This is a genomic window from Sphingomonas sp. 1F27F7B (assembly GCF_005503355.1).
In the GTDB taxonomy this organism is placed as follows: Bacteria; Pseudomonadota; Alphaproteobacteria; order Sphingomonadales; family Sphingomonadaceae; genus Sphingomonas.
Genome location: NZ_SCMK01000038.1, coordinates 1 through 19472 on the forward strand (window position 1 = coordinate 1; position 19472 = coordinate 19472).

The 19472-nt window shown below is 67.5% G+C and carries 17 protein-coding genes; 9 read left to right on the forward strand and 8 right to left on the reverse strand.

The genetic code is table 11. The features are described 5' to 3' along the window. Positions 1–41 precede the first annotated feature (41 nt). Both FFS08_RS22255 and FFS08_RS22260 read right to left on the reverse strand, forming a co-directional pair. Positions 42–317, reverse strand: a complete 276-nt coding sequence (locus tag FFS08_RS22255; protein WP_137861544.1) for a hypothetical protein — start codon at positions 315–317, stop codon at positions 42–44. A 52-nt stretch (positions 318–369) separates the two neighbouring features. Then, positions 370–1383, reverse strand: a complete 1014-nt coding sequence (locus FFS08_RS22260) for a LacI family DNA-binding transcriptional regulator (RefSeq protein ID WP_137861545.1) — start codon at positions 1381–1383, stop codon at positions 370–372. An 82-nt stretch (positions 1384–1465) separates the two neighbouring features. Between FFS08_RS22260 and FFS08_RS22265 the strand changes: the two genes are divergently transcribed. From FFS08_RS22265 to FFS08_RS22305, 9 genes are all read left to right on the forward strand, one after another. After that, complete coding sequence (locus FFS08_RS22265; RefSeq protein WP_249340981.1) at positions 1466–2986, forward strand: MFS transporter; 1521 nt, start codon at positions 1466–1468, stop codon at positions 2984–2986. A gap of 522 nt (positions 2987–3508) precedes the next feature. Then, entirely contained in the window at positions 3509–6871 is a 3363-nt protein-coding gene (locus FFS08_RS22270) for a TonB-dependent receptor (RefSeq protein WP_137861546.1), read from the forward strand. A gap of 70 nt (positions 6872–6941) precedes the next feature. Then, a complete protein-coding gene (locus FFS08_RS22275) occupies positions 6942–8504 on the forward strand; it encodes a tryptophan halogenase family protein (RefSeq protein WP_137861547.1) in 1563 nt (520 codons plus the stop codon). Then, a complete protein-coding gene (locus FFS08_RS22280) occupies positions 8501–9949 on the forward strand; it encodes a tryptophan 7-halogenase (protein WP_137861548.1) in 1449 nt (482 codons plus the stop codon). Before FFS08_RS22275 ends, FFS08_RS22280 begins: the two co-directional genes overlap by 4 nt. After that, positions 9942–10982 (forward strand): cupin-like domain-containing protein, encoded by a 1041-nt coding sequence (locus tag FFS08_RS22285; RefSeq protein ID WP_137861549.1) that lies wholly within the window; start codon positions 9942–9944, stop codon positions 10980–10982. Before FFS08_RS22280 ends, FFS08_RS22285 begins: the two co-directional genes overlap by 8 nt. A gap of 23 nt (positions 10983–11005) precedes the next feature. Continuing rightward, positions 11006–13027: a glycoside hydrolase family 97 protein gene (locus tag FFS08_RS22290; protein ID WP_137861550.1), complete on the forward strand. Its 2022-nt coding sequence runs from the start codon at positions 11006–11008 to the stop codon at positions 13025–13027. Between the two features lie 121 nt (positions 13028–13148). Continuing rightward, positions 13149–13700, forward strand: coding sequence for a CDP-diacylglycerol--glycerol-3-phosphate 3-phosphatidyltransferase (pgsA, locus tag FFS08_RS22295; RefSeq protein WP_137861551.1), 552 nt, complete (start codon positions 13149–13151; stop codon positions 13698–13700). After that, on the forward strand, positions 13700–13951 hold the full coding sequence (moaD, locus tag FFS08_RS22300) for a molybdopterin converting factor subunit 1 (protein ID WP_137861552.1): 252 nt from the start codon (positions 13700–13702) through the stop codon (positions 13949–13951). Before pgsA ends, moaD begins: the two co-directional genes overlap by 1 nt. Further along, positions 13948–14382 (forward strand): molybdenum cofactor biosynthesis protein MoaE, encoded by a 435-nt coding sequence (locus FFS08_RS22305; protein ID WP_137861553.1) that lies wholly within the window; start codon positions 13948–13950, stop codon positions 14380–14382. Before moaD ends, FFS08_RS22305 begins: the two co-directional genes overlap by 4 nt. Before the next feature lie 34 nt (positions 14383–14416). On the opposite strand, the gene FFS08_RS22310 is transcribed toward FFS08_RS22305, so the two are convergent. From FFS08_RS22310 to FFS08_RS22335, 6 genes are all read right to left on the reverse strand, one after another. Then, positions 14417–15322, reverse strand: a complete 906-nt coding sequence (locus tag FFS08_RS22310) for a hydrogen peroxide-inducible genes activator (protein ID WP_137861554.1) — start codon at positions 15320–15322, stop codon at positions 14417–14419. 195 nt (positions 15323–15517) lie between these two features. Next, entirely contained in the window at positions 15518–17095 is a 1578-nt protein-coding gene (ahpF, locus tag FFS08_RS22315; protein WP_137861555.1) for an alkyl hydroperoxide reductase subunit F, read from the reverse strand. A gap of 111 nt (positions 17096–17206) precedes the next feature. Beyond that, the gene (ahpC, locus tag FFS08_RS22320; protein WP_137861556.1) at positions 17207–17770 is read right to left on the reverse strand and encodes an alkyl hydroperoxide reductase subunit C; all 564 of its coding nucleotides are present in this window, start codon (positions 17768–17770) and stop codon (positions 17207–17209) included. A gap of 177 nt (positions 17771–17947) precedes the next feature. Then, complete coding sequence (locus FFS08_RS22325; RefSeq protein WP_171012774.1) at positions 17948–18337, reverse strand: type II toxin-antitoxin system VapC family toxin; 390 nt, start codon at positions 18335–18337, stop codon at positions 17948–17950. Then, positions 18334–18597, reverse strand: a complete 264-nt coding sequence (locus tag FFS08_RS24265; RefSeq protein WP_137861558.1) for an AbrB/MazE/SpoVT family DNA-binding domain-containing protein — start codon at positions 18595–18597, stop codon at positions 18334–18336. The genes FFS08_RS22325 and FFS08_RS24265 overlap by 4 nt, the downstream gene beginning before the upstream one ends. A 44-nt stretch (positions 18598–18641) precedes the next feature. Then, positions 18642–19406 (reverse strand): sulfite exporter TauE/SafE family protein, encoded by a 765-nt coding sequence (locus FFS08_RS22335; protein WP_137861559.1) that lies wholly within the window; start codon positions 19404–19406, stop codon positions 18642–18644. Positions 19407–19472: the final 66 nt, after the last annotated feature.

A 19472-nucleotide genomic window follows, 5' to 3' on the forward strand; every position in this document is an offset into this window, starting at 1 on the left:
GGGCTCGTACCCCGCCGGGCTCCCGCACGATCAGGCTAGACTCAGCGCTCGCAAGCGCGCGCGTCCAATTTGAGCGCCAGGCCGCGCGCCGATCCATGGACTGTATCGCCCACACGGCAATTGAGGCGGGCTATCAGGACCCGCTTCGATCCAAAGGCGCCGTCCTCAGTCCGGGCCGTGACCACTATCTCATCGGAATCCCATTCGGGATTCGGGTGCGGCGCGATGCTGACGACGATGGCCCAGGCCTCGCGTTCCGGCTGCTCGGAGCAGGCGGCCAGAGGTATGGCGAGCAACAACCGCAGAAGCGCGTGCATGCCTTGTCCTGGAGGCGTTCCCCGGGATCCGCAACTTGGTCTTGGATCGTGATCACGCCCCACAGGATTCCCGCACGATCAGGTCGGTCGGCAGCCGCTCGGCGCTGGGGTCGGGGGAGGGGTCTAGGATGCGCGAGACCAGCTGGCGCCCAGCTTCGAACGTGTCCTGCCGGATCGTGCTGAGCGCGGGCGTGGAGAGCCGTGCGAGCAGCATGTCGTCATAGCCGACCACCGAGACGTCGTTCGGCACCGAGACGCCGGCACGGCGCAGCGCGCGGATCGCGCCCAGCGCGATCAGATCGGACGAAGCGACGATGCCGTCGAAATGGGCGCGGCGCCTGAGCAGCCGGCTCACCGCGGCATCGGCCGATTCGAGCTCGAAATCCACTGGCACCACCAGCCTGGGATCCGCGTCGAGCCCGGCTTCCTTTAGTGCTTCGTGGTAGCCGCGCTTGCGCTGCATCGATTCCGGATCGGTGCCGCCCAGGAACAGTATCGCCTTGCGCCCCAGCCGCGCGAGATGGGCTGTCGCGCGCCGCCCGCCGATCCGGTTGTCCGATCCGATCGAGCAATAAAGCTGCCCCGCCATCTGCGCGCCCCAAACCACGAAATTGGCGTTGCTGTCGACGAGCTGGTTGAACGCGTCGTGCAGCATGGACTGGCCGAGGAAGATCACGCCGTTCGCCCGGCTGGTCGTGGTGGTGGCGACCAGATCCTCATAGTTTGCCGGCGTGGTGTGGCTCACCGTGAAGTCGCAGTCGCGGGCGCGCGCCGCCTCGCCGATGCTGGCGAGCAGCTCGAGGAAGAAGGGGTGCGAGAGCGGCAGCGGCCGGCCGCGCATGAACGGCGTGACGATGACGATCGTCCCTTCGGCGCCCACCGGCGCGGCGGGCATATAGGACCGGAAGGGATAGTCATGGTCGCGGGCCAGCGCCCAGATCTTCTGCTTCGTCCGTGCGCTGATCAGCGGATGATCGTTGAGTGCGCGCGACACGGTGGAGATCGACACGCCGGCCAGCTGCGCGAGATCCTGCAGGGTCGTATTGTTGTTGCTACTGCTGCCCATTGTGCCCAAGCTGGAGAAGAGCCGAAAACGGCCGAGTTAATGCATCGGGGGGAATAGTTTGCAAGCAGGCCGGCCGAGCCAGGTGCGTGACGCCGTGTCCGGCGGCGGCCCGGTGCCGGGACGGCTCCGCCTGCTGCAAATCTGGAACATGTGCTTCGGCCTGCTCGGTATCCAGATCGTCTGGGGCCTGCAGAACGTCAACACCAGCCGCATCTTCCAGACGCTGGGCGCCGAGCTCGACGACCTGGCCATATTGTGGATCGCGGGGCCCGCGACGGGGCTGCTCGTCCAGCCGATCATCGGCCATCTGAGCGATCGCACCCGCGGCCCGCTCGGCCGGCGCCGGCCCTATATCCTGGCCGGTGCGCTGTGCACTGCGCTCGCCCTGTTCCTGATGCCCAATGCGGCCAGCCTGTGGGCTGCCAGCCTGATGCTGTGGGTGCTCACCGCCTCCATCAACATCGCAATGGAGCCGTTCCGCGCCCTGGTTGCGGACCGGGTGCCCGAGAGCCAGCGCACCGCCGGCTTCGCGATGCAGGTGTTCTTCATCGGCATCGGCGCGGTGTTCGCCTCGGCGCTCCCCTGGATGCTCGTCCATTGGGCGGGGTTGAGCGGCCAGCCCGAACCGGGCTTGCTCCCGCAATCGGTGCGCACCGCCTTCTATATCGGCGGCTGCTGCCTGCTGGCGGCGGTGGGCTGGACGATCGTCACCACCCGGGAATGCCCCGCGCCCGCGCGCCTGCCCGACGCGGCGATGCCGTCGCACGTCCTGCCGCCCGAGCGCGCGGCCTCGCTGCTCCGCCACGGCATGGCCTGGATGCTTGCCGGGCTGGGCATTGCGGGCGCCGCGGCGCTCGCCGGCTGGAAGCGCGAAATCTATGTCGTCGCCGGCATCGCCTTCCTGTTCGGGCTGCTCCAGGCCGTGGTGGTGCGCCTGCGCCAGCGCGGCCGCAGCTCGATCGGCATACTCGAGATCGTCGAGGACATTCGCTCGATGCCGCCGCTGCTCAAGCGGCTCGCCATCGTCCAGTTCTTCACCTGGTACGGCCTGTTCGCGATGTGGATCTACACCGTGCCCGCGCTGGCGCTGCGCCACCATGGCACCGCGGATCCGGTGTCGCCCGGCTACAATGCCGCCGCCGATTGGGTGGGCGTGCTCTTTGCCGGCTATAACGGCGTCGCGGCGCTGGGGGCCCTGTTGCTGCCCGGTATCGGCGAGCGGCTCGGTCGCCGCGCGACGCATGCCTTGTGCCTGGCGTTCGGCGCGGCGGGGCTGATCGGCTTCCTGCTCGTCGAGGATCCGGTGGCGCTGTGGCTGCCGACGGTGGGCGTGGGGCTCGCCTGGGCGGCGATCCTGTCCATGCCCTATGCCATGCTCGCGGGCAGCGTGCCGGCGGGCAAGGCCGGCGTGTATATGGGCATCCACAACATGTTCCTGGTGATCCCCCAGCTCGTCGCCTCGACGATGCTCGGGCCCCTGGTCGGCCGCGTCTTCCATGGCCAGGCCGAATATGCGCTGGTCCTTGCCGCCGCCGCGCTGCTGATCGCGGCGGGCTTCGCGCTCACGCTCCCGCCGAGCGCCGATACCGGCGCCCGGCAATAGCGCCCACAAGGCGGCGTGCGGAGTTGCGCTGCTTTGCATTGCACTGCTTGTTTGTGCAAAACTTGCATTGATTGCAAGGCAAAATTGCATTGAGCGACTCGCTTGGTGGAGCTGATTCCGATCGATTTCGGTGCATTATCCTCATAATATTGTTATATTATAATGAGATAATGCCAAAGAAGTTTTCAAAAATTTCCCTCTTGCAGTCATGCTCAATTTACGCAAAGTTACGCAAAGAGCTTCCCGGCAGGGCTGTTGGCGTCTTCGCGCCTCCGGATCGGGCGGCTCGCGGTGGATGGTGGTGCCGTGGAGCGTCGCCGGCACAGGAGGAGGGTGTCTTGGGGGAAGCGCGGCATCGCCGGCTTGCGATCACGCACAGCAGCGCACGGCGTCGCCATGCGCGCATGCCGCGCGATCGCGTTCTCACGCACCGACACAGGAATTGACGCGGCGCCGCGGGGCGGGGGCTCCGGGGTGTCGTGCGTGCAACAGCTCCGCAAAGGAGCGACGGAGGGAGGAAAGATGAAACAGACCACCATCTTGCGGGGCAGTGCCTCGCTCGCCGCCATGGCCTTGATGGGCCTTGCCGGCATCGCCCAGGCGCAGACCGCCCAGGCACAGGCGAGCGCGCCCGACGCAGCGCAGGAGGACGGATCGCCCGCGATCGTCGTCGTCGGCGTCCGCAAGGCGCTCGAGACCGCGCAGACGATCAAGCGCGATTCCGACACCGTTGTCGATTCGATCACCGCGACCGATATCGGCGCTTTTCCGGACACCTCGGTGTCGGGCGCGCTCCAGCGCGTGCCGGGCATCACCACGTCGCGCCTCCAGTCGACCGACGATTCGACGCACCCCTCGGGCGAGCCCACCGGCGTGCTCATCCGCGGCCTCACCTTCGTTCGCACCGAGTTCAACGGGCGCGACAGCTTCTCGGCCGACAGCTATCGCGGCCTCAACTTCAACGACGTCTCGCCCGAGCTGATGGCCGGCGTCGATGCGTACAAGAACCAGACGGCGGAGATGATCGAGGGCGGCCTGGCCGGCACGGTCAACCTGCGCACGCGCCTGCCGTTCGACCAGAAGGGGCTCGTCGTCGCCGGCAACGCCAAGGCGACCTATGGCAGCCGCTCGAAGGAGTGGACCGGCGAGTTCTCGGGCCTGATCTCGAACACTTGGGACACCAATATCGGCCGCTTCGGCCTGCTCGCTGATTTTGCCCGCAGCCATGTCGTCACGCGCACGGAAAGCGTGATCATGGACAAGATCGACACCTTCTGCACGACCGGCTCCACCAACGCGCAGGGCAAGGGCATCGTCAATGCGGACGGTTCGGTGGCGTGCGCCTCGAACTCGTTCGGCGGCTCGGGCTGGGCCTATATCCCGGACGGCATCCGCTATTCGCAGGTCGATTATGATCGCGTCCGCCGCGGCATCTCGGCGGCTGCGCAATATGAGAACAATGCGGGCAATTTCCGCATGACCGCGCAGTATAACGACAGCGAATATCACAATGCCTGGCTCGAACGCGCCAGCCACGTGATCTTCCAGGGCGATGCCTATGGCAAGCCGGCCTTCTATCCGCGCACCGGCTCGTTCCTGGGTGCGGCGCCGGGCACCTCGGCTTTCGTCTTCGGACCCGACGGCATGCTCCGCTCGGGCACGCTCACCCAGGCGCATGGCAGCTGGCGCGGGAGCTGGGACAGCACCCAGGAAGCGATCAACACCGGCTCGGCGGTGCCGGGCCTGCCCTTCGTCAACAATTGCGCGGCGCCGTCGGTCTGCTCGACGCTGCAGGATGGCCTCTATTTCCAGAACGAGGCGCGCAATTTCGATCACCGCGAGCGGACGCAGGATCTCTCCGGCAACATCAGCTGGGATCCGACCGAGAAGCTGCACGTCAATCTCGACGTGCAGCACATCTGGGCGAACACGACCAACGACGACATCCTCGTCGCGGTCGGCTCGATGGCCAACATGCAGTACAGCACGAACCGCGACGGCACGCCCCAGGTGAAGCTGCTGCCCGGCTCGAACGTCAACTACGCCACCGGCGGTCTCTCCAACCCGCACAATTACTGGATGCCGTTCATCCAGGCGCACATGGAGCACAATGACGCCAAGGAAACCGCGTTCCGCGGCGACCTCGCCTATGATTTCGACGAGGGCAGCTGGCTGGACTCGCTGAAGGTCGGCGTGCGCTATGCCGATCGCAGCCAGACGGTGCGCTATTCCACCTTCAACTGGAGCCCGGTCGCCGCTTCGTGGAACTGCAACGGCCCGGGCTTCAACATCGACAACACCACCGGCGGGGCCTATCCGGCCTGCAACGCTGGCCATCCCGCCTTCAAGGGCTATGGCGCGGGCATGTGGGAGTCGGTCACGCTCGGCGACGGCTTCTACAATGGCAGCGTCTACGACAATCCGGCGCTGGTCTACATGAACCGCGCCACGCTGATGGATCGCGCCCGGCTCGTACAGGGTGTCAGCGGCGCGACCACCAACTCGCCGATGAGCTGGCAGCCGATCTGCGACCGTGTCGATGCCACGATCGAGGGCTGCTACCTCCCGTCCGAAGTGATGCACGTCAAGGAAAGGACCAAGGCGGCCTATGCGATGCTCCGCTTCGGCGGGGATGGGATGAACATCGGCGGGATCAACGTCCGCGGAAACATCGGCCTGCGCTTCGTCCGCACCGACATCGCGTCGGACGGGAGCGTCGGCTATCCGCTGACCACCACCTTCAACAACTATGTCCCTTGCGGCGGCCCGCTGCCGACGGGCTGGGTGGTCAACCCGATGTGCTTCGTCACCCCGGCGGTGGCGGCCTTTGCCAGCGGCGGCGGCAGCGCCAACAGCTACAGGGCGAGCTATGACAACTGGCTGCCGAGCTTCAACCTGCGCCTCGGCCTCGACGACAAGAGCTTCGTGCGCTTCGGCTATTCGCGGGGCATGTCGCGTCCGGACTTCGGCCTGCTGCGCAACTTCGTCTCGATCCTGGGGCCGGATCTCAACGGCAGGCCGGACTCGCCCTATCTGGTGAAGAATGGCGCGGGCACGGTGACCGGCTATAATTTCGTGTTCCGCGCGGAATCGGGCTTCCCGGCGCTGAAACCGGTCACTGCCGACCAGTTCGACCTCACCTTCGAGCATTATTTCGGCCGCAGCAGCTCGTTCACGATCGACGGCTTCTACAAGAAGCTGAACGGCACGATCTCGTACGGCGAGTTCCTGCGCAGCTTCACCAACAACGGCTCGACGCAGACGGTGCTGATGCGGGGGCCGCGCAACGGGTCGGGCGGCGGCGAGCTGAAGGGCTTCGAAGTCGCATTCCAGACCTTCTTCGATTTCCTGCCCGGCGTGCTGAGCGGCTTCGGCACGCAGCTCAACTACACCTTTGTCGACCAGTCGGGCATCAGCAACTCGAACCTGGTGACGCAGGGCGCGCTCGATGCAGGCGGCACCGGCGGCTTCGGCGCGGGCGTCGACGTCTCGGGCGGGCGCGGCGCGGTGATCGACTCGCACTATCTGGCCGGTATCTCGAAGCACACGTTCAACGCCGTGGCGCTGTATGAAAAGGGCCCGGTGGCGATGCGTCTCGCCTATAACTGGCGCTCGCGCTTCCTGACCAACAATCTCGACTGCTGCATCGGCCTGCCGGTGTTCCAGAAGGCAGCGGGCTTCCTCGACGGGTCGCTGCGCTTCTCGCTGGCCAAATGGGTCGAGCTGTCGGTCGAGGGCTCGAACCTGCTCGGCACCACCACGGTATTCCAGCAGCAGATCTTCGGCGACTCCGACCTGACGCCGAATGCCAAGCCGGTGTACCGCGACGCGAACTGGAGCCGCGTCGACCGGCGCTTCCAGTTCGGCGCCCGGTTCAAATTCTAACTCCCCTCGGCGCCGCCGGCACCCTTCATTCCCGGCGGCGCCAGTTCTTTCCACTTCACGAGCGGGTGCCATGCAGCCCAGGTCGAATCCATCCCCGGCGCCACTGCGCGTCGTCATTGTCGGCGGCGGGACTGCGGGCTGGATGTGCGCGGCCGGGCTCACGCGCCTGCTGCCCAACACCGATTACGCGCTGACGCTGATCGAATCCGACGAGATCGGCACGGTCGGCGTGGGCGAGGCGACGCTGCCGCACATCCGCGAGTTCAACGCGATGCTTGGGCTCGACGAGGCCGAGTTCATGGCCGCCACCCAGGGCAGCTTCAAGCTGGGCATCGAGTTTGTCGGCTGGGGCCGGCCCGGCGGCCGCTACGTCCACCCCTTCGGCACATTCGGCGAGCGCTGGGGCGGCGTCGACTTCCAGCACCACTGGCTGCGCGCCCGGGCCGCCGGCCAGGACGTCGGCGACTGGTTCGACCATAGCTTTGCCGTGGCGATGTGCCGCGAGGGCGTGTTCGACCTGCCCAACGAAGACGCGCGCTCGATCCGCTCGACTTTCTCCTACGCCTATCATTTCGATGCCGGCCTCTATGCCGAGTTCCTGCGCGGCTGGGCCACCCGGCGCGGGGTCCGGCGGATCGAGGGCAGGATCGTCGACGTCGCCCGTCACCCGGAGACCGGCCTGGTCGAGCGTGTCGCGCTCCAGTCGGGCGCCGCGATCGCGGGCGACCTGTTCATCGACTGCTCGGGCTTCCGCTCGTTGCTGCTCGGCCAGAGCATGGGCGTTGCGTGGCACGACTGGAGCGCATGGCTCCCATGCGACCGCGCCATGGCGGTGCCCTGCGCCGGCGTGGCGGGCATCACGCCCTTCACGCGCTCCACTGCCCAGGCCGGCGGCTGGACCTGGCGCATCCCGCTCCAGCACCGGACTGGCAACGGCTATGTCTTTTCGAGCAGCTTCTGTTCGGAGGAACAGGCGCGCGAGACCATCCTGGGCGCGATCGACGGCGCGCCGCTCGCCGATCCCCGGCTGCTGCGCTTCCAGGCCGGCCGCCGCGCACGCGGCTGGGAGGGGAATGTCGTCGCAATCGGCTTGTCCTCGGGCTTTCTCGAGCCGCTGGAATCGACCAGCATCTTCCTGATCCAGGCCGCGGTCACCGACCTTGCCAATCTGATGCCCGCGCCCGGTGGCGGCCCGCCCGATCCGCGCCTCGCCGCCGAGTTCAACCGGCTGTTCGCGATCCATTATGATCGCACCCGCGACTTCCTGGTGCTCCACTACACCGCCAATGCCCGCCGCGGCGAGCCGCTCTGGGATCATGTGCGCAACATGACGCTGCCGGACAGCCTGGCGCACAAGATCGCGCTGTTCCGCTCGAGCGGGCGCGCGCCGGACTATAAGCTCGGCCTGTTCTCGCGCGACAGCTGGCTGGCGGTGCTGATGGGGCAGGGGATCGTGCCGGCCGCGTACGACCGGCTCGCCGATCGCCTGCCGCTGGGCGAAGTCGCCGATCGCCTGCGGGATCTGCGCGAGCGCATCGCCATCAACGCCGCCGCGCTGCCCGCGCATGCCGAGTTCATCCAAGGCTATTGCGCCGCCACCGGCACGGCGGACGACCGGGCGGTGACGGCATGAGCGCGCCCTTCACCCTGATCGTCGCGGGGCGCGACGCGCCGCTCTGGCTGGCCGCCGCCGCGCTCGCGCGCGGGCTCGCGCCCTCCGGCGTGCGGGTCGCGGCAGTCGAGCTGCCCGGCGCGCGCACCGCTGCCGAAGCCTATGCCGCCTTTCCCGCGCTGGAAGCGCTGCACAACCAGCTGCGCCTGGACGAAGCGAGCCTGCTCCGGGCCACCGGCGGCAGCCTGACGCTCGGCCGGAACTTCACCGACCTTGCCGGCGCCTGGCCCGCCTTCCTCCATGCCTATGGCTCGGCCGGCACCCAGATCGGCGGGCGCGACTTCTTCGCGCATTGGGTCAAGGCGCGGGCGCATGGCCTGAACGTGCCGCTGGACGATTTCTCGCTCACTGCCGCCGCCGCGCGCCAGGGCCGGCTGATGCTGCCCGACGAGGAGAGCACGCTCTACGGGCGCTGCGACTATGGCTATCATCTGCCGGCAATCCCCTATGTCCGCGTGCTGCGCGAGGCGGCGATCCGCCACGGCGTGACGGTGCATGCCGCGGAGCAGCTGACGGTCGAGCGCGCAGGCGATGCGATCGTCGCGCTCGATCTTGGCGAGGACCGTCGCCTAGCCGCCGACCTGTTCGTCGATGCGAGCGGGGTGCTGGGCGGGGCGCATCTGAGCTGGCGCGCGCATTTCCCGGTCGATCGCGTCCTCACCGCCGCCGCGCCGCCCTTCGCGAACATCCCGGTCTATGCCGAGGATCGCGCCGGCCCCACCGGCTGGACCGCGCTCCATCCCGGCCGGCCGGCGACTTTCGTCGTGCATGCCTGGTCGAGCGCGCATGCGACCGACGAAGACGCGGTTCGGGCGGCCGGCGCCGCTGCCGGCCTGCCGCTGGCGGGCGTGCGGATCGATGCCGTCGAGGCCGGCCGCCCGGCAAGGCCCTGGACGGGCAATTGCGTCACGCTTGGCGCGGTCTTCGATCCCGTGCACGGCCTCGACCTGCTCGGGCTCCAGGTCGGGCTGGTCCAGCTGCTTGCGGGTTTCCCGGCGACCGCGCATTTCGCGGCGGAGCGCGACGAATATAACCGCGCCGCCTGCGAGGCGCTCGACCGGCTCCGCGATTTCCAGTCCGCGCATTACGCGCTCGCCCGTTATGCCGGCCCCTTCTGGGACGCCGCGCGGGCGGCCATGGTATCGCCCGATCTGGCCCATGCCGTCGCGCTGTTCCGGGCCCGGGCCGAGCTCGCGCCGTTCGAGGAAGAGAATCTCCCGCCGGACAGCTGGCGCGCGCTGTTCCTCGGGCACGGCGTCGATCCCGAGAGCTGGCCGCCCGCGACCGATCGGGTGCCGCCCGAGGAAGTGAAGGCGCAATTCCGCCGCATGCTCGGCTTCGTGCGCGAGCAGGTGCTGCGCCAGCCGACGCAGGAGGCCTATCTCGCCGGGCTCGCCCATGGCTGAGCCGCTGCGCCGTGCCGCCGACCCCGAAGCTGGCCCGCTCGACCGCCTGCCGCGCGTCTTGGCCCGCACCGCGCCGCCGGCCGCCGATCTCGCGAGCCTGATCGAAGCCGGCGTGCCGGTGGTGCTGAAGGGGCTGTGCGAGCATTGGCCAGCGCTTGCCGCCGGGCGCGCCGGCGCGGGGGCGCTCGCCGCCTATCTCAAGGGCCTCGATCGCGGCGCCCCGGTGCCGGTGATGGAGGCGCCCGCGCGCACCGGCGGCAAGTTCGGCTATGGCGCGGATCTGCGCGAATTCAACTTCGCGCGCCGCAGCGCCCGGCTGAGCGATGCGCTCGACCGGATCCTGCGCCTCGCGGGGGAGGAGAATGCGCCCCATGTCGCGGTCCAGATGCTGCCGCTGGCGGCGCAGATGCCCGATTTCGTCGCGCAGAACCCGATGCCGCTGCTGCCGGCGGACGTCGCCCCGCGCCTCTGGGTCGGCGGGCCGGTCCACACGCGCACGCACAATGATCGCGATCACAACCTCGCCTGTGTCCTGGCGGGTCGGCGGCGCTTCCTGCTCTTCCCGCCCGATCAGCTGGCCAATCTCTATGTCGGCCCGCTCGACAATCCGCCGCCGCTCTCGCTGGTCGATCCCGAGGCGCCCGATCCCGTGCGCTTCCCGCGCTTCGCCGATGCGCTGGCGAGCGCGCGCGTCGCCTTTCTCGACCCGGGCGACGCGCTCTTCCTCCCGCGCTATTGGTGGCACCATGTCACGTCGCTCGGCTCGTTCAATGCGATGGTGAACTATTGGTGGGGCGACGCACCCGCCGGCATCGAGCAGCCGCACGACGTCTTCCTCGCCGCGCTGCTTGCCTACAAGCACCTCGCGCCGGGCGACCGCGCCTATTGGCAGGCGATGTTCGACGCGCACGTCTTCACGGGGGACGGCGCCGCGCACATCCCGCCGGGCCAGCGCGGCGTCCTTGGCATGTTGCGCCCCGGCGAGCGTGCGGCGCTCCGCCAGCGCCTGCGCGCCGCGTTCCTCAAGTCATGATCTCCCCACAGGAAAGAAACCGGATGACCTCTCGCACTTTCGTCACGCTCCTCGCGCTCGCGCTTCCGGGCACCGCTCTCGCCGGCACGCGCGAATGCGCCCAGTCGCCGGGCAAGGTGCTGGAAGTCTGTGTCTCGGTCGAAGGCGGCGAGGCGCTGTACGAAGTGAAGCGCGGCGACATCCAGGTGATCGCTCCCTCCACCCTCGGCCTCAGCTTCGCCGGCGAGCCCCAGGCGCGCTACACTGCGATCACCGATGCGCGCCGCTCGGCATCGGACACGAGCTGGGAGCAACCCTGGGGCGAGCAGCGCCTGATCCGCGACAATCATGCCGAGCTGACGGTGACGATCGCAGGCGATACCGCGCTGAACCGGGCGATGCAGGTGACCTTCCGCATCTTCGACGACGGCCTGGGCTTTCGCTATGGCTATGCCGGGATCCCGGCGGACCGGCAGGTGGGCGTCGTCGCCGATCGCACCCAGTTCAGGACCAGGGGGGTGTATCAGGCCTGGTGGTATCAGGGCCTGGGCCAGGAGCGGGACGAATATCTCTATACGCAGACCGATGCGCGCCGCATCACGCTCGCCGAGACGCCGCTGACGCTGAAGGGCGACAACGGGCTGTATCTGTCCTTTCACGAAGCCGCGCTCGTCGATTTCCCCAGCATGCTGCTCCAGGGCAATGGCGCCGGCACGCTCACCGCCTGGCTGATGCCCTGGCCCGACGGCGTCGGCGCGAAGAAGACCGGCGCCTTCGCCACGCCCTGGCGCACCGTGCTGATCGGCACCACGCCCGGTGCGCTGGCCGACAGCCGGATCGAGCTCAATCTCAATGAGCCGAGCAAGCTTCCGGACATTCGGAAATGGTTCAAGCCGGGCAAATATGTCGGCGTCTGGTGGGAGATGCACCTCAACCGGACGACCTGGGGCAGCGGCCCGCGCCACGGCGCCAACAACGACAATGTGAAGCGCTACATCGATTTCGCCGCGAAATACGGCTTTGACGGCGTGCTCGTCGAAGGCTGGAACCAGGGCTGGGACGGCGAATGGATCGATAATGGCGACAAGTTCAGCTTCACCCAGTCCTATCCCGATTTCGACCTGCCGATGCTCGCGGCCTATGCGAAGGCCAAGGGCGTCCACCTGATCGGCCATCACGAGACTGCCGGCGCAGTGGTGAACTATGAGGACCAGCTCGATGCGGCGCTCGATCTCTACGCCAAGGTGGGGGTGCCGGCGGTGAAGACCGGCTATGTCCGCCATTCGGGCGACATCCTCGACCGCGAAGGCGGCAAACAGTGGTTCGCCGGCCAGTTCATGGTCCGCCATCACCTGAAGATAGTCGAAGCGGCGGCCGCGCGCCGCATCACGATGGACACGCACGAGCCGGTCAAGGACACCGGCCTGCGGCGCACCTGGCCGAACTGGGTGAGCCGCGAGGGCGCGCGCGGGCAGGAGTTCAACGCATGGGGCCGCCCGACCAATCCGCCCGAGCACCTCACCATCCTGCCCTTCACGCGCATGCTCGGCGGGCCGATGGACTTCACGCCCGGCATCTTCGACATCGAGCATGGCAAGTCGGTGCTTGCCGAGCGCAACCAGTCGACGCTGGCGGCCGAGCTCGCCGAATATGTCGTGCTCTATTCGCCCATCCAGATGGCGGCGGACCTGCCGGAGAATTACGAGAAGCATCTCGATGCCTTCCAGTTCATCCGCGACGTGCCGACCGATTGGGAGACGACCAGGACGCTCGCCTCGGAGATCGGCGACTATGTCGTCGTCGCCCGCCAGCCGCGCGGGGGCGGGGACTGGTATCTCGGCGCGATCACCGACGAGGCGGCGCGCAAGCTGTCGGTGAAGCTCGATTTCCTGGCGCCCGGCAGCCGCTACGAGGCGCAGATCTACCGCGATGCGCCGGACGCCGATTATGTGAAGAATCCGGTCGCCTATGCGATCGAGAAGCGCATGGTGACCGGCGCCGACACGCTGAGCCTCGATCTCGCGCCGGGCGGTGGCCAGGCGATCCGCTTCAAGCTGCTGAAGTAGCAGCTCCATTGCCAACGCCGCCTACCCGCCAGCCCTGCCTTTGCGGGGGCGGCGAAGCGGGCGGGGTCGACGAAAGGCGCGGGGATGACGGAGGGGTGAGTGCGGTGGTAGAGCTTGCCCGATGCTCACGCTGCCCAACCTCCTGACGCTCTCGCGCATTCTCGCGGTCCCGCTGCTTGCCGCGTTCCTCTGGTGGCCCGAATGGCGGCTGGGCTATGGCATTGCCTTCGCGCTCTACTGCCTGATGGGCATCACCGACTATTTCGACGGCTATCTGGCCCGCGCGCAGGGGACGGTCTCCAAGCTCGGCGTGTTCCTCGATCCGATCGCCGACAAGATCATGGTCGCCGCGGTGCTGCTGATCCTCGCCGGGCGCGGCGTGATCACCGATCTCCACCTGATCCCCGCGCTGGTGATCCTGGTGCGTGAGATCGCCGTATCGGGCCTGCGCGAATTCCTGGGCGGCATCCAGGTCTCGCTCCCCGTCTCGCGCCTCGCCAAGTGGAAGACCACGCTTCAGCTGCTGGCACTGGGCGGGCTGATCCTCGCCGGCGCGCTGCCCTTCGCCTGGCTGTGGAACACCGCGCTCGCCGCCTTCTGGATTGCCGCCGCGCTTACCCTGATCACCGGCTGGGACTATCTGCGCGTCGGCTTGCGGCACATGGACAGCTGATGGAGCTGCTCTACTTCGCCTGGGTCCGCGAGACGGTCGGAGCAGGGCAGGAGTCCGTGGACCAGCCCGAGACGGTCCGCACCGTCGCCGATCTCATCGGCTGGTTGTCGCGGCAAAGCCCCGGCCATGCCGCCGCCTTCGCCGACCCGGCGAAGCTCCGCGCCGCGATCGACCAGCGTTTCGTGCCGCTCGACACCCCGTTGAACGGCGCGAAGGAAGTCGCGCTCTTTCCCCCGGTGAGCGGCGGATGATCCGCGTCTCGATCGAACCCGCGCCGATCGAGCTGGCGCTCGAGCTGGCGGCGCTCGAGGCGCGGGGCGCGGGCGGCGTGGCGAGCTTCACCGGGGTGGTCCGCGGCGATGACGGTGTCACCGCGCTCGAGCTCGAGCATTATCCGGGCATGACCGAGGACGCGCTCTGCACCCTGGCCGAGGCGGCGATGGACCGCTGGAGCCTGTTCGGGGTGACGATCCTCCACCGTGTCGGCCGCATGGAAGTCGGCGAGCGTATCGTCTTCATCGGTACCGCTGCCGCGCATCGCCGCGAAGCGCTCGACGCCTGCGCCTATTTGATCGACCGGCTGAAGACCGACGCGCCGTTCTGGAAGCGCGAATGGCGAGGGGATGTGGCGAGCTGGGTGGAGGCTCGCCAGTCGGATATCGACGCCGCCGCCAAGTGGTGATTTCCCTCTCCCGCCTGCGGGTGAGAGAGAAAAGTCAGGGCCGCGCTTCGGTCAGCACATCGGCCAGCAACCGGAAGTCGCGTTCCCGCGGGCTCGCCTTGCGCCACACCAGCGCGATCCGCCGCGACGCATTCTCCGCCTCCAGCGGCCGCGCCGCGACCTGGGTATGGTCGAGAATGCCCGAATCCACTGCCATCTCGGGCAGCATCGTCACGCCCAGCCCGTTGTCGACCATCTGCACCATGGTGTGCAGCGACGTGCCCAGCATCGTCGCCTCGGCGCGCAGCTCGGGGCGGTTGCAGGCGGCGAGGGCGTGCTCCTTCAGGCAATGCCCGTCCTCGAGCATCAGCAGCCGCGTCTCGTCGATCTCGGCCGGGCGGATCGAGGCGCTGGGATCCATCTCGCCTTCGGGGAAGGCGACGAACAGCCGGTCGTCGAACAGCGGCGCCGTCTCCACATCGCCGCACGCATAGGGCAGGGCGAGCAGCACGCAGTCGGTCCGGCCATGGTGCAGCCCCTCACAGGCCTGGCCGCTGGTCTCCTCGCGCAGATAGAGCTTCAGGTCGGGATAGTCGCGCCGCAGCTTGGGCAGGATGCGCGGCAGCAGGAAAGGGGCAATGGTCGGGATCACGCTCATCCGCATCTCGCCCGAGAGCGGCCGGCCGGCGGCGCGCGCCAGGTCGCCCAGCTCGTCCGCCTCGCGCAGCACCCGCCGCGCCTTTTCGACGATCCGCTCGCCCAGCGGCGTGAAGCGCACCACCCGGCGCGTCCGCTCGACCAGCACCACGCCGATCAGCGTCTCCAGCTCGCGGATGCCCGCCGAGAGCGTCGACTGGGTGACGTAGCAGCTCTCCGCCGCGCGGCCGAAATGGCCATGGTCCTTGAGCGCGACCAGATATTGGAGTTGCTTGAGCGTCGGGAGATAGGTGGTCTGGGCCATTGATCGCCTGTTTCGATTGTCACGGGCGTACATAGTGATGAGGGCGATCATTGCCAACATGCGCCCCTCCCTGCAAGGGAGGGCGCAGGGGTGGGTGGAGTGCCCGCGATACGGAAAGACCTGGCAATACATATCCGTATCGCCAGGCCTCTACCCAACCCCCGATCCCCTCCCTGAAAGGGAGGGGAAGGCGCGTTACGCCGCCTCGCTCAGCTCTTCGGGCAGCCGGATCATGTAGTCGAACGCCGAGAGTGCCGCAGTCGAGCCCGCGCCCATCGCGATCACGATCTGCTTGTAGGGCACGGTGGTGCAGTCGCCCGCCGCGAAGATGCCCGGCTGCGAAGTCTCGCCACGTGCGTCGATCTCGATCTCTCCGCGATCCGACAGCGCGATGCTGTCCTTCAGCCACTCGGTGTTCGGCACCAGGCCGATCTGCACGAAGATGCCTTCCAGCGCGATCTGGTGTTCGGTGCCGTGCGCCCGGTCCTTGTAGGTCAGGCTGGTCAGCTTCTCGCCGTCGCCCGCCACTTCGGTGGTCAGCGCCGAAGTGATCACCTTCACGTTCGGCAGGCTGCCGAGCTTGCGCTGGAGCACCGCGTCCGCGCGCAGATGGCTGTCATATTCGATCAGCGTCACATGCGCGACCAGCCCGGCCAGGTCGATCGCGGCCTCCACGCCCGAATTGCCGCCGCCGATCACCGCGACGCGCTTGCCCTTGAACAGCGGGCCGTCGCAATGCGGGCAATAGGTCACGCCCTTGTTGCGATATTCCTCCTCGCCCGGCACGCCCATCGTCCGCCAGCGCGCGCCGGTGGAGAGGATCACGGTGCGCGCATGCAGGCTCGCGCCGCTTTCCAGCACCACTTCGTGCAGCCCGCCTTCGTGCCGCGCCGGCACCAGCTTCGCGGCGCGCTGGTGGTTCATGATGTCGACGTCATAGTCCTTGACGTGCTGCTCCAGATGCGCGGCGAGCTTCGGCCCCTCGGTGTGCTGCACCGAGATGAAATTCTCGATCGACATGGTGTCGAGCACCTGGCCGCCGAAGCGCTCGGCGGCGATGCCGGTGCGGATGCCCTTGCGCGCCGCATAGATCGCCGCCGCCGCGCCGGCGGGGCCGCCGCCGACCACGAGAACCTCGAACGGTTCCTTGGCCGCGATCTTCTCGGCGGTGCGCTTGGCGGCGCCGGTGTCGATCTTCGCGACGATCTGTTCCAGTTCCATCCGGCCGCTGGCAAAGGGCTCGCCGTTCAGGAACACGGTCGGCACCGCCATCACCTTGCGCGCTTCCACTTCGGCGGGGAACAGCCCGCCGTCGATCGAGACATGCGTGATGCGCGGGTTGAGCACCGCCATCAGGTTCAGCGCCTGCACCACGTCCGGGCAGTTCTGGCAGGAGAGCGAGAAATAGGTCTCGAAGGCGAAGTCGCCGTCGAGGTTCCGCACCTGCTCGATCAGCTCCTGCGCCGCCTTGCTCGGGTGGCCGCCCACCTGGAGCAGCGCGAGCACCAGCGAAGTGAACTCATGCCCCATCGGCAGGCCGGCGAAGCGCACGCCGATCTCGGTGCCCACCCGACGGATCAGGAAGCTCGGCTTGCGCGCATCGTCGCCGCCCTCGACCAGCGCGACCTTGTCCGAAAGCGCGGCGATCTCGTCCAGAAGCTCGCCGAGCTCGCGCGACTTGGCATCGTCGCCAAGGCTGGCGACCAGCTCGATCGGTTCGCGGATGTTCGCGAGATAGCCTTTGAGCTGCTGAGTCAGATTGGCGTCGAGCATGGCGGAAACTCCACAGAATTCAGATACAAAACGGCCCGGGACAGAAGGGATGAAATCCGTCCCGGGCCGCATGGTCGGCGCCCGCAAGGGGGCTGGCGGGCGCCGGGGGGATTAGATCTTGCCGACCAGGTCGAGCGACGGCGCCAGCGTCTCGGCGCCCTCTTCCCACTTGGCGGGGCAGACTTCGCCCGGATGCGCGGCGATGTACTGCGCGGCCTTGATCTTGCGGAGCAGTTCGGTCGCATTGCGGCCCACGCCCTCGCTGGTGATCTCGACGAGCTGGATCACGCCCTCGGGATCGACGACGAAGGTGCCGCGATCGGCCAGGCCCTGGCCCTCACGGAGCACGTCGAAGTTGGTCGACAGGACGTGGTTCTGGTCGCCCAGCATGTAATAGTTGATCTTGCCGATCGCGGGCGAGGTGTCGTGCCAGGCCTTGTGGCTGAAATGGGTGTCGGTCGACACCGAATAGACTTCCACGCCCATCTTCTGGAGCTGCGGATAGATGTCCGCCAGGTCTTCGAGCTCGGTCGGGCACACGAAGGTGAAATCGGCCGGATAGAAGAAGAACACCGCCCACTTGCCCTTCGTGTCCGCGTCCGTGACGGTCACGAACTTGCCTTCCTTGAAGGCCTGGGCGGTGAACGGCTTGATGGTGCTGCCGATGAGAGCCATTGCTTGGTATTCCTCCAGAACGGGGGTTGTTGTTGCAATGCGGCAGATAGAGTTGCTGCGTCGCAATGTGAAATTGGAAAGCCCGTTCGATATGATCGGATAAATCGATCAAATGCTATCTATTGATCGATTGACTTACTGAAAATGGCGCCCCGGCGCCGTGCTTGGGCCCGTTGCTCAGAGAATCTGGAGTGTCGCCCCGCCTTCCGCCGTCGGTGCGGAATCGCGATCGAATGTCACGAAGCCGTTGGCGCCCGCTTCGGTGGCAAGTGCGAAATGGAGCAGGTCGGCGAAGTCGCCCTTGGTGCGATAGGCAGAAACGGCCGCTGCCACCGCGGCTTCCGAAGCGATGGTTACCCCATCTTGTCCACACAGGGCGGCAATTCCGGTTGCGATGCGATCGCGTGGCATGCCGTAGCGGGCCCGAAGCACCCATTCGGTTTCGAGCAGCACTGTCGGCAGGATCAGTATCTCGCCGGCGACCAATATATCTTCGGCCATACCGACCTGCTCTGGATCGTCGCGGGCGATCAACCGGACGAGCAGGTTGGTATCGAGCGCCTTCACCGGATCAGTCGGCGCAGATCGTCGTCCGAAAGCCGGCTGATCGCTTCGATCGGCTGCGCGGGCAGCGTTGGCGGCAGCGCGCGCAGATCGGCCAGGGTCTTGGTAGGGAAAGCGCTGCATGCCGGACGCCGCCGCAGCGTCACGCCATCGGCAGTCTCGATCAGCACCAGTGGTGTACCTGCCTGCCACGCCAATCGCTCGCGCACGTCCCGGGGGATGGCGACATCCCCGCTTGGCGAAATCTCCGTGCGCGAATTCATATCCGTAGAATAAGACGCTTGCGGGGCCCCCGCAAGCGCGGCCCTCAACGCGTCAGTGCGACATACACCGAATAGGCACTGGTGATGGTCAGCAGCACGCCCACCAGCGTCATCAGCGCCCTGGTGGGCACGCGCTTGGCCAGCAGGCCGCCGAACGGCGCCGCGATCAGCCCGCCGATCAATATGCCCACGGTCTGGAGCGTGAAGGCCGCCCAGCCCAGCGTGGCGATGAACGCGGCCGATACGGTGGCGGTGAGGAAGAACTCCACCGTATTGACCGTGCCGATCGTGGTGCGCGGGCTGGCGCCCTGGACGAGCAGGTTGCTGGTCACCACCGGGCCCCAGCCGCCGCCGCCGGCCGCATCGAGAAAGCCGCCGGCCAGGCCGAGCGGCTCGATGATCTTCGGCTCGCGCGGCTCCACTTTCCCGCGCCAGGCGCGATAGAGCAGATAGACGCCGATCGAGGCGAGGTACGTCATCACGAAGGGGCGGGTCCATGCCACCGGCAGGCTGCTCAGCACATAGGCGCCGAGCACGCCATCGATCACGCCGGGGATCAGCAGCCGGCCGAACAGCTTCCAGTTCACATTCTTGTGCCAGATATGGCTGGCACCCGAGGCGGCCGTGGTGAAGGTCTCCACGGTGTGGACCATCGCCGATGCCTGTGCGGGCGGGACGCCCATCACGCTCACCAGCAGCGTGGAGTTGATCACCCCGAACGCCATCCCCAGCGCACCGTCGACCATCTGGGCGGCGAAGCCCACGGCGATGAACGGCAGCAGGGCGGAAAGGTCGATTCCAAAGATCATTCGCACCTTGAAGGTTGGGCCGGAAGGGAATGGATGACGGCCGTGACGCGTTCCAACAAGATACAT

Coding starts and splice junctions, on each gene's coding strand:
- FFS08_RS24265 (WP_137861558.1), bottom strand. CDS start 18,597: ATGAATTCGCGCACGGAGATTTCGCCAAGCGGGGATGTCGCCATCCCC.
- FFS08_RS22280 (WP_137861548.1), top strand. CDS start 8,501: ATGAGCGCGCCCTTCACCCTGATCGTCGCGGGGCGCGACGCGCCGCTC.
- FFS08_RS22255 (WP_137861544.1), bottom strand. CDS start 317: ATGCACGCGCTTCTGCGGTTGTTGCTCGCCATACCTCTGGCCGCCTGC.
- FFS08_RS22270 (WP_137861546.1), top strand. CDS start 3,509: ATGAAACAGACCACCATCTTGCGGGGCAGTGCCTCGCTCGCCGCCATG.
- FFS08_RS22260 (WP_137861545.1), bottom strand. CDS start 1,383: ATGGGCAGCAGTAGCAACAACAATACGACCCTGCAGGATCTCGCGCAG.
- FFS08_RS22335 (WP_137861559.1), bottom strand. CDS start 19,406: ATGATCTTTGGAATCGACCTTTCCGCCCTGCTGCCGTTCATCGCCGTG.
- moaD (WP_137861552.1), top strand. CDS start 13,700: ATGGAGCTGCTCTACTTCGCCTGGGTCCGCGAGACGGTCGGAGCAGGG.
- FFS08_RS22275 (WP_137861547.1), top strand. CDS start 6,942: ATGCAGCCCAGGTCGAATCCATCCCCGGCGCCACTGCGCGTCGTCATT.
- ahpC (WP_137861556.1), bottom strand. CDS start 17,770: ATGGCTCTCATCGGCAGCACCATCAAGCCGTTCACCGCCCAGGCCTTC.
- pgsA (WP_137861551.1), top strand. CDS start 13,149: ATGCTCACGCTGCCCAACCTCCTGACGCTCTCGCGCATTCTCGCGGTC.
- FFS08_RS22285 (WP_137861549.1), top strand. CDS start 9,942: ATGGCTGAGCCGCTGCGCCGTGCCGCCGACCCCGAAGCTGGCCCGCTC.
- FFS08_RS22310 (WP_137861554.1), bottom strand. CDS start 15,322: ATGGCCCAGACCACCTATCTCCCGACGCTCAAGCAACTCCAATATCTG.
- FFS08_RS22290 (WP_137861550.1), top strand. CDS start 11,006: ATGACCTCTCGCACTTTCGTCACGCTCCTCGCGCTCGCGCTTCCGGGC.
- ahpF (WP_137861555.1), bottom strand. CDS start 17,095: ATGCTCGACGCCAATCTGACTCAGCAGCTCAAAGGCTATCTCGCGAAC.
- FFS08_RS22305 (WP_137861553.1), top strand. CDS start 13,948: ATGATCCGCGTCTCGATCGAACCCGCGCCGATCGAGCTGGCGCTCGAG.